The sequence below is a fragment of the Rhizobium brockwellii genome (genome assembly GCF_000769405.2).
In the GTDB taxonomy this organism is placed as follows: Bacteria; Pseudomonadota; Alphaproteobacteria; order Rhizobiales; family Rhizobiaceae; genus Rhizobium; species Rhizobium brockwellii.
Map to the genome: position 1 here is coordinate 2575141 of NZ_CP053439.1, position 15602 is coordinate 2590742.

The 15602-nt window shown below is 60.5% G+C and carries 12 protein-coding genes and 1 pseudogene; 5 read left to right on the top strand and 8 right to left on the bottom strand.

Annotated features, from left to right (window positions below):
* Positions 1-259: 259 nt before the first annotated feature.
* A complete protein-coding gene (gene tyrS, locus RLCC275e_RS12895; protein WP_033180744.1) occupies positions 260-1525 on the bottom strand; it encodes a tyrosine--tRNA ligase in 1266 nt (421 codons plus the stop codon).
* A 351-nt stretch (positions 1526-1876) separates the two neighbouring features.
* On the opposite strand from tyrS, the gene RLCC275e_RS12900 reads away from it, so the two are divergent.
* Positions 1877-3778: a potassium transporter Kup gene (locus RLCC275e_RS12900; RefSeq protein WP_033180745.1), complete on the top strand. Its 1902-nt coding sequence runs from the start codon at positions 1877-1879 to the stop codon at positions 3776-3778.
* A gap of 99 nt (positions 3779-3877) precedes the next feature.
* On the opposite strand, the pseudogene RLCC275e_RS12905 reads toward RLCC275e_RS12900, so the two are convergent.
* Positions 3878-5461 (bottom strand): annotated as a pseudogene (locus RLCC275e_RS12905) (Na+/H+ antiporter).
* Positions 5462-5800: 339 nt separating this feature from the next.
* On the opposite strand from RLCC275e_RS12905, the gene RLCC275e_RS12910 reads away from it, so the two are divergent.
* Positions 5801-6577, top strand: a complete 777-nt coding sequence (locus RLCC275e_RS12910; RefSeq protein ID WP_033180746.1) for a dioxygenase family protein — start codon at positions 5801-5803, stop codon at positions 6575-6577.
* Between the two features lie 101 nt (positions 6578-6678).
* Here the strand turns inward: RLCC275e_RS12910 and RLCC275e_RS12915 are convergent, their stop codons facing one another.
* The 3 genes from RLCC275e_RS12915 to RLCC275e_RS12925 all read right to left on the bottom strand — a co-directional run bounded on the left by RLCC275e_RS12915 (position 6679) and on the right by RLCC275e_RS12925 (position 8665).
* Entirely contained in the window at positions 6679-7455 is a 777-nt protein-coding gene (locus RLCC275e_RS12915; protein WP_033180747.1) for a molybdopterin-binding protein, read from the bottom strand.
* Complete coding sequence (locus RLCC275e_RS12920; RefSeq protein WP_033180748.1) at positions 7452-8294, bottom strand: cytochrome b/b6 domain-containing protein; 843 nt, start codon at positions 8292-8294, stop codon at positions 7452-7454. The genes RLCC275e_RS12915 and RLCC275e_RS12920 overlap by 4 nt, the downstream gene beginning before the upstream one ends.
* A gap of 86 nt (positions 8295-8380) precedes the next feature.
* On the bottom strand, positions 8381-8665 hold the full coding sequence (locus RLCC275e_RS12925) for a pentapeptide MXKDX repeat protein (protein WP_033180749.1): 285 nt from the start codon (positions 8663-8665) through the stop codon (positions 8381-8383).
* 235 nt (positions 8666-8900) lie between these two features.
* Between RLCC275e_RS12925 and RLCC275e_RS12930 the strand changes: the two genes are divergently transcribed.
* The 3 genes from RLCC275e_RS12930 (at position 8901) to RLCC275e_RS12940 (ending at position 10509) form a co-directional block, all read left to right on the top strand.
* Positions 8901-9449 carry a sigma-70 family RNA polymerase sigma factor gene (locus RLCC275e_RS12930; protein ID WP_033180750.1) on the top strand — a complete coding sequence of 183 codons (549 nt, stop codon included), beginning with the start codon at positions 8901-8903 and terminating at the stop codon, positions 9447-9449.
* Positions 9446-10090 (top strand): NrsF family protein, encoded by a 645-nt coding sequence (locus RLCC275e_RS12935; protein ID WP_033180751.1) that lies wholly within the window; start codon positions 9446-9448, stop codon positions 10088-10090. Before RLCC275e_RS12930 ends, RLCC275e_RS12935 begins: the two co-directional genes overlap by 4 nt.
* A gap of 137 nt (positions 10091-10227) precedes the next feature.
* The gene (locus RLCC275e_RS12940) at positions 10228-10509 is read left to right on the top strand and encodes a hypothetical protein (protein ID WP_003560491.1); all 282 of its coding nucleotides are present in this window, start codon (positions 10228-10230) and stop codon (positions 10507-10509) included.
* Between the two features lie 65 nt (positions 10510-10574).
* Here the strand turns inward: RLCC275e_RS12940 and RLCC275e_RS12945 are convergent, their stop codons facing one another.
* The 3 genes from RLCC275e_RS12945 to RLCC275e_RS12955 form a co-directional block, all read right to left on the bottom strand.
* Entirely contained in the window at positions 10575-12068 is a 1494-nt protein-coding gene (locus RLCC275e_RS12945; protein ID WP_033180752.1) for a right-handed parallel beta-helix repeat-containing protein, read from the bottom strand.
* Positions 12069-12525: 457 nt separating this feature from the next.
* The gene (locus RLCC275e_RS12950) at positions 12526-14013 is read right to left on the bottom strand and encodes a right-handed parallel beta-helix repeat-containing protein (RefSeq protein ID WP_033180753.1); all 1488 of its coding nucleotides are present in this window, start codon (positions 14011-14013) and stop codon (positions 12526-12528) included.
* Between the two features lie 538 nt (positions 14014-14551).
* On the bottom strand, positions 14552-15523 hold the full coding sequence (locus RLCC275e_RS12955) for a DMT family transporter (RefSeq protein WP_033180755.1): 972 nt from the start codon (positions 15521-15523) through the stop codon (positions 14552-14554).
* Positions 15524-15602: the final 79 nt, after the last annotated feature.

The window sequence follows — 15602 nt, forward strand, 5'->3', positions numbered from 1 at the left end:
ATATCCGGCGGCATAACCGGACATTCCGACGAAATGGCGACTTGCTTGGAAAATCCGCGACCTCAGGACTATCGACCACCACTGCTGACATCCCCTGTCAGCATGATGCAGCCGCCGCTGATTTCACAATTCAATGCAGAGCAGCCGCTCCAATTGAAGGCTGCAAAATAGGTCGGACCGAAGGGCCACCTTGTCAAAGGCACCCGCAAGGAGCGTAACAAGTTCGAGTTGCCCCGCTCCCCGAATTGAATACACAACGCTAAACCGGCTGAAGCAGGACGTGTCGCTTCTTGCCGACCGAAAGCCGGATCACGCCGTTCTGGATGTCGGAGTCGCCAAGCCGCAATGCCTCGTCTTTAACGCCGCCGCCGTTCACCCGCACACCGCCGCCAACGATCAATCGACGTGCGTCGCTTTTCGACTTGGCGAGCCCGGCAACGACCATGGCGTCAACGAGCGGAAAGGCACCGCGAAGGCTATGCGGGAGCCTGACTGTCGGGAGACCCGCCGGCACCTCGCCTATTTCGAAAGTGCGCCGCGAGGTTTCGGAAGCTTGCGCTGCCGCGTCTGCCCCGTGGCACAGGCTCGTGATCTGGTCGGCAAGGATCTTTTTCGCTTCGTTGATCTCGGAATCCCGAAGCACTTCGAGGCGTGCAATTTCACCTAAGGGTAACTCGGTGAACAGCCTGAGAAAACGACCCACGTCGGCATCTCCGGTATTTCTCCAGAATTGCCAGAACTCATAGGGCGACAACCGGTCGGCGTTTAGCCAAACCGCCCCCGAAACGCTCTTGCCCCTCTTCACGCCCGACGACGTCGTCAGTAGCGGAGCAGTCAATCCAAACAGCGCTCGCCCGCCAATCCTCCGTCCAAATTCCACGCCGCTGACGATATTGCCCCACTGGTCGGAGCCACCCAGTTGAAGCAGGCAGCCGCGGCTTTCTGCGAGGACATGAAAGTCGTAGGCCTGCATGACCATGTAGTTGAATTCCAGCAATGTCAGCGATTGCTCTCGTTCCAACCGTTGGCGCACACTCTCCGATGTAAGCATCCGGTTGACTGAAAAATGAGGCCCGATATCACGCAGGAAATCGAGATAGTTGAGCCCGCCCAACCACTCCGCATTGTTGACCATGGCTGCATCGGTCGGGCCGTCCCCGAAAGCGAGGAACCGCTCGAAGACACGCCGGATGCCGATCAGGTTTTTCGTGATCTGCTCTTCGCTGAGAAGGGGACGCGACGTGTCGCGGAAGCTCGGATCGCCCAGGCGGCTTGTCGCACCGCCGAGCAATGCAATGGGTTTGTTGCCGGTCTTCTGGAACCACCGCAGCATCATGATCGGAATGAGATGCCCGACATGCAGGCTGTCGGCGGTGAGATCGAAGCCGTTATAGGCTGTGCCGGCTCCTGAACAAAGCCAGCTGTCGAGTGCTCCTAAGTCGGTGCATTGATGCAGGAAGCCGCGCTCGCTCAGAGTGCGAAGAAAGTCGGATCTAGATCCGGTGGGCTGAGACGATAGTGTCATAAGGGTCTCCATTTGGGCCGAAGAGGCCGGAGACCATCTGTTGACACACGTGCCGCCGACCGTGCGGCGTCTCGAGTGTCAGGAATATGACCTTGCGCCGCTCTATGGGAGCAGCGTGTAATAGAAGCTCGAAAGGTTCAGGGCGCAGGTCATGAATCCTTTTTATCATGCGACAGCGCAATCGCAAGGGGATGCGAACTGACGATATTTGAACGGATCGCAACGCCACCCTCCCCATCCCCGCATCCGCCTCCGCCCCTCACAAAAAATTCGCACACGCATCAATTTGCTTGCCGTTCTGCAATGCGGCATATGTTTGTTCTCATAGGCAAGTGGCATGAGCGGGGAACCATGACGTCGACGCATATGGATAAGACGGGGGATGGCGTCGGCCGGAAGGGTTTTGTCGGGCTGGTCATCGGCGCGGTCGGCGTCGTCTATGGCGATATCGGCACTAGCCCGCTCTATGCCTTTCGCGAGGCGCTGAGGCCGTTTGCAGCCGATGGCGTGCATGAGGCCGAGGTCATCGGTCTGATTTCGCTGATGGTCTGGACGCTGACGATCATTGTGACTTTCAAATATGTGCTCTTCCTTCTCAGAGCAGACAATGACGGCGAAGGCGGCGCGCTTTCGCTGCTCGCCCTCCTGATGAAGAAGATGGGGCGAAACGTGCCGGTGCTCTTCTTCGCCGGCCTGATCGGCGCCGCCCTCTTCATCGGCGATGCGATGATCACGCCTGCTTTGTCGGTCATGTCGGCGCTCGAAGGCCTGAAACTGATCACACCCGCCTTTGCCGAATACGTCCCGCTTGCGTCGGCGGCGATCATGATCGTCCTCTTTGCCGTCCAGTCGAGGGGAACGGCCGCCGTCTCCAAGCTTTTCGGGCCGATCACAGTGTTATGGTTTCTGGCCATGGCGGCAGGCGGCCTGATCCATATCGGCGACGACTGGAGGATTCTGGAAGCGCTCAATCCGGCCAATGCATTCCTGTTCCTCACCCATGCCGGCAGCGTCGGCCTCATCGTGCTCGGCGCCGTTTTTCTGACGGTGACGGGTGCCGAGGCGCTCTATGCCGATCTCGGGCATTTCGGACGCCGCCCGATCCAAATGGCATGGTTCGTGCTTGTCTTTCCCGCATTGCTGCTGAACTACCTCGGGCAAGGCGCGCTGGTTCTCGCCCATCCCGAAACGGCCGGCAACCCGTTCTTTCTGATGTATCCCGACTGGGCCTTGCCGCCGATGGTTCTCCTGGCGACGATGGCAACGATCATCGCCAGCCAGGCGGTGATCACAGGCGCATTTTCGCTGTCCCGCTCGGCGGTTCACCTCGGCTTCCTGCCGAGGCTCAGGATCAAGTTCACGTCGGAGACCAACACCGGCCAGATCTACGTGCCGGCCGTCAATCTTCTCCTGCTGGTCGGCGTGCTGATGCTGATCTTTTCCTTCGGCGACTCCGAGTCGCTGGCGACGGCCTACGGCATCTCGGTGACGGGAACCATGGTCATCTCGACCATGCTGGTCTTCCAGTTCCTTCGGGTCGTCTGGGGTTATTCCCTCCTCCTCGCGGCCGCCTGGCTGCTGCCGCTTTTCACCATCGAAGTCATGTTCCTGGCAGCCAATCTGCTGAAGATCTACGATGGCGGCTGGGTTCCGGTCGCCCTTGCGCTGGCGATCATGATCCTGATGTGGACATGGACCCGAGGCCAGGCCTATCTGAAGAGGCTGCGGGCCAACAACGAGATCCCGCTCGATTCCTTCATCAGGTCGATCGAGCGAAAGTCGGACCATTCGCCGGTCACCGTTCCGGGAACGGCAGTCTTCCTGACCAGCGTCCCAGATCGAACGCCGAACGTTATGCTCCACAATCTCAAGCACAACCACGTGCTCCACGAACAGAACGTTATCCTGACCGTCTGGACCGAGGATGAACCTTATGTCCCCGATATCAGACGCATCAAGATCAGCCAGCTCTCGCCGCGTTTCGTGCGCCTCGACATCACCTTCGGCTTCATGGACGACCCAGATGTCACCAGAGCATTGGCTCTCTGCCGGGAGGGAGGCTTCAAGTTCGAGATCATGAGAACCTCCTTTTATCTCGGCCGCCGGAACCTCGTGAGGACGCCGAACACCGGGCTGCCCGCCTGGCAGGAGCGCATATTCATGGCGCTGGAAGGCTTGGCGATTGACCCTTCCGATTACTTCAATCTGCCGTCAAACCGTGTCGTCGAACTCGGCGAACAAATCGCCATTTAGGGTAGGACGCCACTCGGCGGCGACATCAGGATCGCTCAGGCATCAGCCCCGGTATCTCAATGCATTGATGATGAAGCTGAAAGCGCGAGGCGCTGAACCTCACGCCTTGGCCGAGATCGCGCTCAGCTCCTCGAGATCGAGATCCCGTTCCAGCTCACGTAGCGTCTCGTCATCGATGTCGCCGGCCCGGTGGAGCCGGATGAGTTCCCGACGCCCGATGGCAACCGCTTCGAGAATGACATCGAAATGCGCATGCAGCACCGGCATGTATTGCTCGGTTTTCTCGGCGTAGTCGATGATCGACGTGGCGCGGCGCTGGTAGCGCTCCAGCAATTGCGGGTGGATGAGTTTTCCTTCCGCGTCATAGGCCAGGCTCTGGACGATCCCGAACTGCGCCTGCGCCATGGCGGCTTCGGCCTGGCTCATCGTCAGGCGCGCTCTTTCCGACTCCGGCTCCACCAGCCGCGCCCAGGCAATCACCCGCCCCAATGTCGTGCCCTGTATGAGCACGGTTCCGAGAATGATGGCGAAGGCCGTCACGAGGATGAAGTCGCGGCCGGGAAATCCTTCCGGCAAGCTCAGCGCCAAAGCAAGCGTCACCACGCCGCGCACACCCGCCCAGCTGAGAACGGTGGCGCCGCCGACGCCGAGCGGCGCGGCGCGTGTGAACCCCAGGGCAGTGCATAACCTGACGACGAAATCGCAGGCAAAGACCCAGGCAAAACGCGCCAGAACGAGCGCGACGAGGATCGCCAGCATCGGCAATCCCATGGTCGAGATCACGGTGGCAAAGCCGCCGCCGCGTTCGACGACATCCCGGAGCGACAGCCCGATCAGGATGAACACCGCCGCTTCCATCAGGAAGATCATCACCGTCCAGAACGAAATGCCGCGCATGCGCATTGCGGCTGAAAGCACGGTGTGCTGGTGCCAACTCATGATCAGGCCGGCGGTAACCGTGGCGATGACGCCAGAAACATGCAGCTGCTCGCCGAGCAGATAGGCAATCCAGCCGAGCAGCACCGAGGCTGCGATGATGAGATATTCGTCGCCGAGAAGCCGGACGAGCTTGAACCACGCCGTTCCCACAACGATGCCGACGACGGCGCCGCCGAGCGCCAGCACGAGGAAGCTGCCGCCCGCCTCCGCCGCGCTGAAGGCTCCGGTTGCGGCAGCGGCAACGGCAAAACGGAAGAGCACCAGGCCGCTCGCATCGTTGAGCAGGCTCTCGCCTTCCAGCAGGATCTGAAGCCGCCGCGGCAGCCTGACGCGCTGCAGCACGGCACGCGCCGCAACCGCATCCGGCGGCGCAACGATCGCGCCGAGTGCGGCGCAAGCTGCCCAGGGAAGCGACGGAAAGATGAGGTGGGCCACAACGGCGACGACCGCGCAGGTGAAGAACACCGCGCCGACGGCAAGCGAGGCGATGCCGATCACGTGTCGCCGCAACCGCCCGGCGGCAATGGACCAGGCGCCGTCCATCAACAGCGGCGGCAGGAAGATGACCAGCACCAGCCCGGGATCAATTTATATCGCCGGCAGCCCCGGCACAAACGCCAGCGAAGCACCACCGGCCAGCAGCGCGACGGACGGCGGCAACCCGAGCCGGTGGGCGGCATAATGCAGCGCGATGATCGCGAGAAACATCGCGATGACGAGCTCGAACAAGTGGGTTGGTTCCATATGCCTCTGCCCTGGCTCGGAAACGAATTTTGGATGCCTACCGCATAGTTCAAAGCGGAATCGATTCAAGGATAAAATTATCCAGTAATTCAATGCTTTACAGCTATTTTACGCGACCGAAGCCCAATGGGCGCCTCGGAGCAACCGTCCAGTTGCTAACATCGGCAGAATACGCTTTCCCGTCAATCCGCCTGCAAATACGATTGGCCGCTTCGGAACCCACCTGCCGTCTCGGTGGGCATTAGATGCCGATGATCTCTCCGCCGATCATTGCCGAGATTTAATTGGAATTTCTGGCCTACCCTCCTTAAATCCTGCGTCTTGAGGCAAGGAAGACAGATGAAGAGGCGAACCCTTGTGCTTGGAGGTGCGGCCATTGTCGCATCATCCGTCGCTGCGGTGGCGATCTGGCCGCGGCGACACGTCGTTGTTGCCGCCAGGACATTCGACTGGAAGGGAACGGATTTCGTAAGCGGCGGCACAAAGTCGGTTACCTTGGAGAAGCTGCCCGAGCCGCTCTTCCGCACCAGTCCGAATTGCGTCGTCACCGTCGCCCAGACCCTTGGCCCCTGCCATGTCAACAATGTCCCGGCCCGTCAGGACGTCTCGGAAGGAAAGGCCGGGCTGCCTTTGCGGTTGGCCGTTCGGATCGTCCACGCGGCAGATTGCCAGCCGGTCGAAAATGCCGATATCGAAATCTGGCATACCGATCACCGCGGCATCTATTCCGGCCGCGAGGCTGCGGAGATGTGCACCTTCGGCGATGCCGAGGCGATTAGCGGGCTTGCCTTCCGCGGCCGCCAGCTGACGGATGCCAAGGGGCAGGCAAGCTTTTTGACGGCCTATCCCGGATGGTACAAGGGCCGCACGCCGCATGTTCATTGCCGCATTCTCGTTGAGGGCAAGGAGCTTCTCGTCAGCCAGATCTATTTCGACGATGTGCTGAGCGATATCATCTATGGTGAGCATCCCGACTATCTCGGGCGCCCTGCCCGCGATACGCGCAACGACGAGGACGGCCTCATCCCGGAGGATGCTGCCGATCACATCTTCGATTTCGAAAAACTCGATAGCGGCGTGCTGTCCGCCACCATCACCATCGGTCTCTCTGCCTGAGCGGGGGCAGCGGCGAGGTTCCACATCCTCGATCACGAGGACCTCTCCGGCCGTGGAACCCGACACGAGGAAAGCGTCAAGGTCGGCATGTCGGTCGGAGATTATATGCCCGCATACCATTCGTAACCGCGATCCTCCCAGAAGCCGCCATTTCCGCCGTAAAGCTGGCCGAGATCGGCGACGGCTTCGATGCCGGTGAGGTATTTTGCCTGCTTGTAACCGAGCTGGCGCTCGACCCGGAGCCTCAGAGGTGCGCCATGGGCGACTTCGAGATCGCGGCCGTTCATGGTGTGGGCAAGGATCGTCTGGGGGTGGAACGCATCGACGAGATCGATGCTTTCGTAATACCAGCCGCTGCCGTCGAGCGTCTTTTCGTATTCGTCGGCGCAGTGGAAAACGATGTAGCGGGCTTCGGGTTTCAAACCGGCCGCCTGCAGCAGCGCTCCGAGCGGCACGCCGGTCCATTTGCCGATCGCGCTCCAACCCTCGACGCAGTCATGCCTGGTGATCTGCGTGCGGGCCGGCAGGGCTTTCAACTCCGCCAGCGACAATTGCATCGGCTTGTCGACCAGTCCGCCAACCTCAAGCTTCCAGCCCGAAAACCGCTGGTTCATCCAGTCGATATAGCGGGCATTATCCGGCATGCTCGTGCCGTTGGCGCGGAAGGTCGGCGAGATATCGGCTTCGGTGAACTCGCGGGCGAGCGCGTCGTCGCCGAGCAGGAAGCGCTGCGTCTTCATGCTGAAGCCTTCGGCGATCTTCAGCACCGATTTCGTCCGATCGTTTTCGACGAGGGCATCGCAGCCGGCAAGTCCCAGCGCCGATGCCGTCATCGTCGCGCCGAGCAGGAATCGACGTCTGGTGATGATGCGGCTCATGACTTTCCTCCCTGCCCGATGTCGTAATAACCGGTGATCATCGAGCGCAGATTGTTGAACACGCCCGAAACCAGCACCATCGCCACATGCACCGCGACGAAGGCGACGAGCGAGAAGGCGGTTAGGAAATGCAGCGTGCGGGCCGATTGCCGGCCGCCGAACAGATCGAGCAGCCAGGGCGCAACCGCATTGAAGCCTGGCGACATGGTAAGCCCGGTCCCGATCATCAGCGGCAGCAGCACGAAGATCACGGCGACATAGGCGAGTTTCTGCAGCGTATTGTAGTGGCGGGCTTCGGCCCCCTTGGGAAAGCGCAGCCGGGCGTGACTGACGATCTCACGGCCGAGATGCGAAGGCTGCAGCTCTCCGGCCGCCGGCAGCAGATCGCGGCGGAAATGCCGACTGATGAAACCATAAGCGAGATAACTGAAGCCGTTGATGACAAACAGCCAGGCAAAGAAGAAATGCCAGCGCCGGCCCGATGCCAGATCCTGGTAGCTCGGCAAGGTCAGCCAGTTCGGAAAACCGCGCACTGCAGCCTCGCCGCCGACATTCGAAACCCCGAGAATGCCCGTCGTGTCGAGGGTCAATCCGCCGATGCGCGTCACGCCCTTCAGCGCATTGCCTTCCTGCTCCGCCTCCATGGAAATGAAGGACGGATCGTCGTCGGCGCCGTACTGGCCCCAATAGAGCGCCGGATGGGCATTGAATATCTGCAGGCCGCTGTACAGCAGCACCGTCATGCACAGCACGTTTACCCAGTGCGACAGGCGCACCAGCAGGCCATGGCGGTAGAAGAGCGTGCCTCCGCTCGTCATGCCGGCATCGGTCGTGGCCATGGTAATTCCTCCGGATCGACATGAAAGGTCTTAGCGAGAAAGGACGCGGCCGCCAGCCAAATAGTTTCAGCGGCCGCGGCCAAAGCTTACTTCATCGCGTCGCAGGCCTTCGTCATTGTGTCCTTCTTCATCGTGTCCTTCTCCATGCCGGCATTGTGCATGCAGTCGGCCTTGGTGCTGCCGGTCGCCATGGTGTCCTTCTTCATTGCGTCCTTCGACATTGCGTCCTTGGACATGGCGTCCTTCGACATCGTGTCGGTCTTCATGCTGTCTTTCTTCATGGCATCGCTGCTCTGGGCGTTGGCGACGCCGGCAAGCGACAGGCCAATGACGAAGGTGCAGGCGGCAAGGCTGGAAAGGATCTTGGTCATGAGGGTCTCCTCGGATCGTTTTGACATGTCCGCCGGCACCCACCGACGGCTCACAGTCCTGAATTCGATCCTCTTGCGAAGGCGGTTACAGCCTCACGCTTATGTGATAGCGCTACAGCGCCGCGCGTCTTTTGGAGACGCGCAAAGGACGCTGTACACTTTGAATTGCCGCCGGAAGATTTTTGAACCTGCCTGTAACCAAAGCGTCTCCCACGCGAATAACATTGCAGACGACATGACGAGCGCCCATTCGGAACAAGCACTGAAGATGCTGATGCTTCTTTCCCTAGACGGGGACGAGGCAGCCTATCGGCGTCTGCTCGTGACGTTGCGGACCCTGCTCGTCGGTTATTACGGCGGACGTATCGGCACCACCGCGAAATCCGACACGGAAGATCTCGTGCAGGAGACGTTGCTGGCGCTGCATTCGCGCCGGGCGACCTATGACAGGGAGCGACCGTTCACCGCGTGGTTCTTCTCGATTGCCCGCTACAAGCTGATCGACCACCACCGGAAGCATGGCGGCCGGTACAAGGCGGAAATGGAGCTGGACGAGGAGATCGAAGACGACTTCAGGGAGGATGCGATTGCAGCGCGCATGGATGTCGAACGGCTGTTGAGCGGCCTGCCGCAGCTCCAGCAGGAGCTGATCCGTCAGGTCAAGCTCGAGGGGCAGTCGGTGGCAGATACGGCAAGCCGCACCGGACAGTCGGAATCGGCGGTCAAGGTCGGCGTACACAGGGGCATCAGGGCGCTGGCGGCAAGATTGCGAGGTGGGATGTGAGAGAGACTGAGGACGTGATCGACAGCCTTGTCCGGGATCTGAAGCCGGTGCCGAGACATGCGCTCGAACGCCGCTTCGCGCTTGCCATCCTGCCGGCCTTGGCAGTCTCGCTGCTGCTGATGCTTATCCTCCTCGGCCTTCGCACCGATATGGCGCAGGCGCTGATGCTGCCGGTCTTCTGGATCAAGTCCGCCTACAATGGCTTGCTTGCAATCGCCGCCTTCGCAGCCGTTTACCGCCTGTCCCGGCCGGATGGCTCGGAGGGCCGCTTTTTCGGGCTTGCCGCGGCCATCATACTCGCCCTCGCCGTCATGGCGGTCATTCAGCTCGCTTTGTCGCCGGCCGCAAGCTACCCCGTGCTGGTGCTCGGCTCCTCCGCCCTGCATTGCCCGCTGCTGATCTTTGCCTTCGCCATGCCGATCCTGATCGCAAATACCTGGGTGCTGCGTGGCGGCGCGCCGAGCAACCTCGGAGTGACCGGTTTCATCGCCGGCATTGCCGCCGGCGCATCCGGCGCCTGGGTCTATTCCTGGTTTTGCACGGAAAACGGCCTGCCCTTCGTCACCCTCTGGTATTCGCTCGGAATCCTGCTGACCGGCGCAATCGGCGCGCTGCTCGGCCCCCGCCTCCTGCGCTGGTAGCACCGGCTGTTTGCGGCAGTACGCCACTAATCCTTCATCCGGCATGAAACCAGATGCAGCATTCCTGCGTACTAGTCAGGGGATCAGTATTGCGTACCCCCTTGGATCGGAAAGCACAGGCAGCGAGGAATGACGGCATGGTCAGGAAAGAAGGCGTAGCCCACCTCACCCGGCAAGCCGCAGAACAGGGGCTGGCCAGGCTGATGATGCGACTCCCTGCGACGCGGGCAACGATCAGAACAGCCGCGGCGAGCCAGCCCCATTTTTACGAATTATGCGGCGCCTACGGCGAAGCCTGCACTGTCCTCGATCGCATGCGCCGGGATAAATCGGCCGATCCCGCGATCATCGCCGAATATGAGATCATCTGCGCGGAAATCGAAGTGGACGTCATCAGGATCTTGCTCGGCGATCAATGAGACTTCGCAAGTGCAGGGCGGACTGCCGCCGCGATGATGCAAGCCGTCTGCTGCCGGCGTCCCTATCAGCTCAGCAAGTCATCCACATGGATGGAGACGCTCAACGTATCCGTGTCGAAATGTAGCGAAGTCCCATCGGAGATCTTGTAGTGGAAGGTGTCGCTCACGTCTCCGCTAAGCCCGGCGAGTTTCGCGGCGTCGGCCGTATAGGTGTAATCGCCATCACGATCAACATGGATGGTGCCGTATTGGCCGGTGAGCGTCACGCCGTCCTTGTCGACGTATTCGCCCTCGAAGCGGCGAAGCAGCAGGGTGCCATTGGCCGAGCTGTCGTTTTCAAGGAGATTGCCGTAATGGCCAGCGTCCAGGTCGGACGAGATTTTCAGGCTGTCATGGGTTGCAACAAGCGCAGGCGCCGTGTCCGTATGCGTCGTATCGCCGACCGCGAGACTATCGCTGCTCGCAAGCAACGTCGCCTGGGCTTCGTCGAGCGTCGTATTGTTGCTGACCGGAAAGGTGTTCGCGGCGATGATGGCAGGCGATATGCTGTAGGGCGTGACATCGCTGGCGATGACATTGTCGTGGAAGGAGCCGGATGCCGGTCTGTCGACCTTGAGCGCGGCTGAGGACAGGTCATCGAAAACGTTGCCGTAGATATTGATATCTTCGCGAACGTAACTGGTCGTGCCGGCGGCACTGACCGCCACGCCCCATACGCCGTCATGGATGTAATTGCCTGATATATCGTAGTCTCGCGTATCACCCTGATCGCCGAGACCGATGGCGTAGGACCAGCTGTAGCCGCCATAACCTGAAATATCGTTGTCGTGAATAGCGACGTTGGTGCCCGCTTGCGCGCCGATCCCGAAGCCGCCACCGATTATCGCGTTGTCCTCGACCAAGGCATTTACGGGCCGAACGAGCGCGATGACACCCTTCGGCGTAGCGGCGCCCGTCTGGTCGAGGTAATTGCCGCTGATCACGATGTTGCTGCTGTCATTCATCTGGACGGCATCTGCCGCGGTGCCGTGGGCGTTGGTGACGGTGTTGTTGAGAAAATTCACGCCGTTGACTTTTTCGATCCAGACGCCGTCGCCGTTCACGTCGTTGATCGTGCTGTTTTCGATGGTGATGTTCGAACCGGTCCTGAACGTGACGGAACCTGACTTGCCCGCCAGTCCGGTATGATCGACCTCGACATTGCGCACGGTCCAGTTCGAAACAGAGCCGCCATAGATCGCTGCGCCGCCGGTATCCGATATCTTGATATTTTCTATGACGATGTTCGATGCATAGAGGCTGTGGATGCCGTCGCCGGGGCTATGGATGACTGGCGCATCGCCGACCCCGTAACTGCCGATGGTGATCGGGGCATTCACTGTGCCGGAATATTTCAGATCGAGCTGGTCGTTGAACACGCTTCCGGCGGCGAGCAGCACGCTGTCGCCCGGCTGCAGCTTCAAGTTTTCCACCGCCCAGAACGATGAAAACGGCGTGTCCTCGCTCGTTCCACTGTTGCCGTTGGAGCCTATTGCCGGATTCACATAATAGATTGCCATATCGCCATGTTCTCGAATTGCCGCGCAGCCGTCTGGATCGGCTGCGACGCGTGGATCGGATGCGGTCGGGGCTAAAGGCCATGTTCAAGAGGGTCTTCGATATTGCCTTCACGGCGGTTGGTAGACCCTGTGGGCCTGCCTTCGTCCCGAGAAGCGCCTGGCGGTGGCTGCATCCTCGAGATTACAACTTATACGTAAACAATCCACACAACAACGACCGAAAGGTGAACGAACGGTATCGTACGCCTCGGCGACGAATGGTCGTGGGAGGAGCAGCGTCCTGTTTCAGGTCAGTCGCAAGCCAGAAAGGTTGAGGCCGCGTGGCATGCCCCTTAGCCTCACCCGGCGGCAGCCGGATGAGGAGCGCTGCGCAGCCATTTGGTGGCAGGAGCAACGCTTCCCCAGGGAGTCTTCCCCGGAAGCAGCCTCCCCAGCGTAGTGCCGAGGCACGCTCACCTCAGCTCAGCAAGCCATCCAGATGGATGAAGACGGTCAGCGTATCGCCGTCGCTGTGATGCGGGGTTCCATCGTTGATCCCGTAGGTGAACGACTCGCTCACATGTCCGCTATGGTCAGGGAGCTTCGTTTCATCGAGCGTGTAGGCATAGTTGCCTTCCCGGTCCACGTGGATGTCACCGTATTCCCCGGTCAGCGTCAGGCCGTGCTTGCCGACGGTTTCGCCCCCGAATCGGCGCAGCACCAGGGTGTCGTTGTCCGAGCTGTCGTTTTCGAGGAGATTGCCGTGATGGGCAGCACCCGTATCTGTCAGGATCTTCAAATTGTCATGGACGGCGACAACCGCCGGATCCGCAGAGGCCTCCGTGACTGCGGCGGTCTTGGCAACCGGGCTTGCCAGCGCCGTCTCGACATTGGCGACCGTATGGTTGTTGCTGACGGAGAAGGTGTGCGCGTCGGCAATGGAAGGCGATATGCTGGTGGCCTTGGTGCCGGTCTCGATCGTATTGTTGGAAAAGGAGCCGGATGCCGGCCTGTCGACCTTTAACGCCGCCTGTGAGAGGTCGTCGAAGACATTGTCGTGGACCTTGATATTCGTGCGGACATAGCTCGGGCTGCCAGCGGCGGTGATGACCACGCCCCAGGCGCCGTCATGGATGTGGTTGCCCGCGACATCGTAGTCTCTGGTGTTGCCCGCGTCGCCGAGACCGACGGCGAAGGACCAGCTGTAGCCGTGAAATCCCGATATGTCGTTGTCGCGGATGGCGATGTTCTTGCCGGCCTGCGCGCTGATGCCGAAGCCACCGCCGGTGAGCACATTGTCCTCGACCACGGCATTCACCGGCCTGACGAGCGCGATGACGCCCTTCGGACTATCGGCATGGGTCTGATCGAGATGATTGCCGCGGATCAGAATGTTGCTGCTGTCGTTCACCTGCACGGCATCGGCCGTCGCGCCGTGGGCGTTGGTGACGGTGTTGTTGAGAATCTTGATGCCGTTGACCTTCTCGATCCAGAAGCCGTCGCCTTTGACGCCCGATATCGTGCTGTCTTCGACCGTGACGTTCTTGCTGCTCCGGAAGGTGACGGCACCTGCGTTTTCCGACAATCCCGTCTTGGCGATCTCGACGTCGCGGACCGTCCAGTTCGTGACACTGCCGCCATAAATGCCCGCACCTCCGGTATTCGATATCTTCAGGTTCTCGATGACGATGTTCGAGGCATAGAGACTGTGGATGCCGTCGCCGCTGCTGTGAATGACGGGTGCAGCACCCGTCCCGTAACTGCCGATCTTGATCGGCGCACTCTCGGTGCCGGAATATTTGATATCGAACTGCTCGTTGAACACGCTCCCCTTGGCAAGAAGCACGCTGTCGCCGGGTTTCAGCTTCAAGGATTCCACTTTGGACAAAGTCGCAAAAGCCGATGTCTGGCCCGTTCCGCTGTTGCGGTCGGAGCCACTCGCTGAGTTCACATAGTAGACTGTCATATCGCCATGTTGCCCTGTTCGTCGGATCGCTATGTCGCCGCCGGGATCGTCCAGGATCGGCCGATCGGATGCGGCAGGGGCAAACCGGCCACGGCAAGAAGGCGATAAGATGTTGTCAATGGGGCAGCGGGCGGGTTCGCGAGCCTCATTCCACAGGCAATTGCCTCGGCGTCAGCTGGAGTTACGAAAGGTACAACTTGGGCCGAGGAATCGGCGACTTCGAGGTGAATAAATCACGGCGTGTTTGCGCGAGGCGTACGTCGCCTTCGGTCTGTGCGCCATGTGATTCCTGCCTTCCGCTTGCGCTCAGGGGGTGAGGAGCGCCAGCGACGAACGCCTTGAGCATAAGCGATAGGCGCACTCCAAGGTGAAACCCTACCCCCTCGCCCTCAAAGCCGAGGTCAGCGGCAACCATGTCGCAGTGATCGGGAGACCTCAGGCCCTACAGCGCCGCGCGTCTTTTCAGACGCGCAAAGTACGCTTTAGCACGTCGAATTGCTGCATAATTTTGTCCTTAAATCGATCCCGATTTAAGGAATTATGCAGTAGCCGCTTCGGCCTTGATCTTCGGCTTCAGCAGGATGATGAGAAGCAAGCCGGCGATGATGAGTGCCGCGCCTTCGAGGTGATAGCGTCGCAACTGCTCGCCGAGGATCAGATAGGCGAGCACGGCGATGAAGATGGTCTGAATGTAGAGGAGAACGCCCGCCCGAGCCGCGCCCAGTGCCTCGATGCTGCGATTGAAGAGGTAGTACATGACCGCCCCGCCGGGGATCGCGACATAGGCGAGCGCGATGAGCCCGCTGCCGTTGAGCGTCGAGCGCTCGTCTGAGAATAGCTCGAACAGGTAGAAGGGCAGCGCCGTCAGCACTGCCGCACCGAGCAGCAGCACCAGGAGCGCAAGGCGATTCATATCGAATTTCGCGCGGCGGAGCAGGACGGTATAGAGACTGAAACAGAACGCGCCGGCGACGATCCACAGTTCACCCGGGTTGAAGTCGAGCCGCATCAGCGCTGCCGGACTGCCCTTGATGATGATGACCACGATCCCGAGAAAGGCCAGGATCGATCCGATCACCTGCCAGCGTCCCATCGGCTCGGCCAGCATCAAACGGGCAAGGATCATGGTCATGATCGGAATCAAGGCGATGATGATGCCGGCGGTGGTGGCATCGGCATGCTCCAGTCCGACAAATATCATGCCCTGGCAGATCGCCAGTCCCACACCGCCAATGAGAAGCAGTTCGAGCGGGCGAGCCCGAACCAGCGCGACCATGTCGGCGAAATGCCGGCGCACGATCGGCATCAGGATCGCGAAGGCGATCAGCACGCGCCAAAAACAGAGCGCCCAGGGCGGCATCTCGGTAGAAACCCATTTCGCCGCGATATAGACGCCGGCTGACAGCAGCCAGCAGAGAACGCCCACGGAATAGGCGGCGGCAAGCGAATTGCCCCCCGTCTGTTCCGTCCCGACCGTGTCGCGATGGACCGCCAAGACATTCATTGCCATGGCTCAGTTATGCCACAGTTTCCGTGGGCTGCACAGGTGAGGCTGCGAGGCTCCGCCTGTTGTGGATGTATCCTTTGGG

Coding starts and splice junctions, on each gene's coding strand:
- RLCC275e_RS12925 (WP_033180749.1), bottom strand. CDS start 8,665: ATGACCAAGATCCTTTCCAGCCTTGCCGCCTGCACCTTCGTCATTGGC.
- RLCC275e_RS12945 (WP_033180752.1), bottom strand. CDS start 12,068: ATGGCAATCTATTATGTGAATCCGGCAATAGGCTCCAACGGCAACAGT.
- tyrS (WP_033180744.1), bottom strand. CDS start 1,525: ATGACACTATCGTCTCAGCCCACCGGATCTAGATCCGACTTTCTTCGC.
- RLCC275e_RS12900 (WP_033180745.1), top strand. CDS start 1,877: ATGACGTCGACGCATATGGATAAGACGGGGGATGGCGTCGGCCGGAAG.
- RLCC275e_RS12950 (WP_033180753.1), bottom strand. CDS start 14,013: ATGACAGTCTACTATGTGAACTCAGCGAGTGGCTCCGACCGCAACAGC.
- RLCC275e_RS12910 (WP_033180746.1), top strand. CDS start 5,801: ATGAAGAGGCGAACCCTTGTGCTTGGAGGTGCGGCCATTGTCGCATCA.
- RLCC275e_RS12940 (WP_003560491.1), top strand. CDS start 10,228: ATGGTCAGGAAAGAAGGCGTAGCCCACCTCACCCGGCAAGCCGCAGAA.
- RLCC275e_RS12930 (WP_033180750.1), top strand. CDS start 8,901: ATGACGAGCGCCCATTCGGAACAAGCACTGAAGATGCTGATGCTTCTT.
- RLCC275e_RS12915 (WP_033180747.1), bottom strand. CDS start 7,455: ATGAGCCGCATCATCACCAGACGTCGATTCCTGCTCGGCGCGACGATG.
- RLCC275e_RS12920 (WP_033180748.1), bottom strand. CDS start 8,294: ATGGCCACGACCGATGCCGGCATGACGAGCGGAGGCACGCTCTTCTAC.
- RLCC275e_RS12955 (WP_033180755.1), bottom strand. CDS start 15,523: ATGGCAATGAATGTCTTGGCGGTCCATCGCGACACGGTCGGGACGGAA.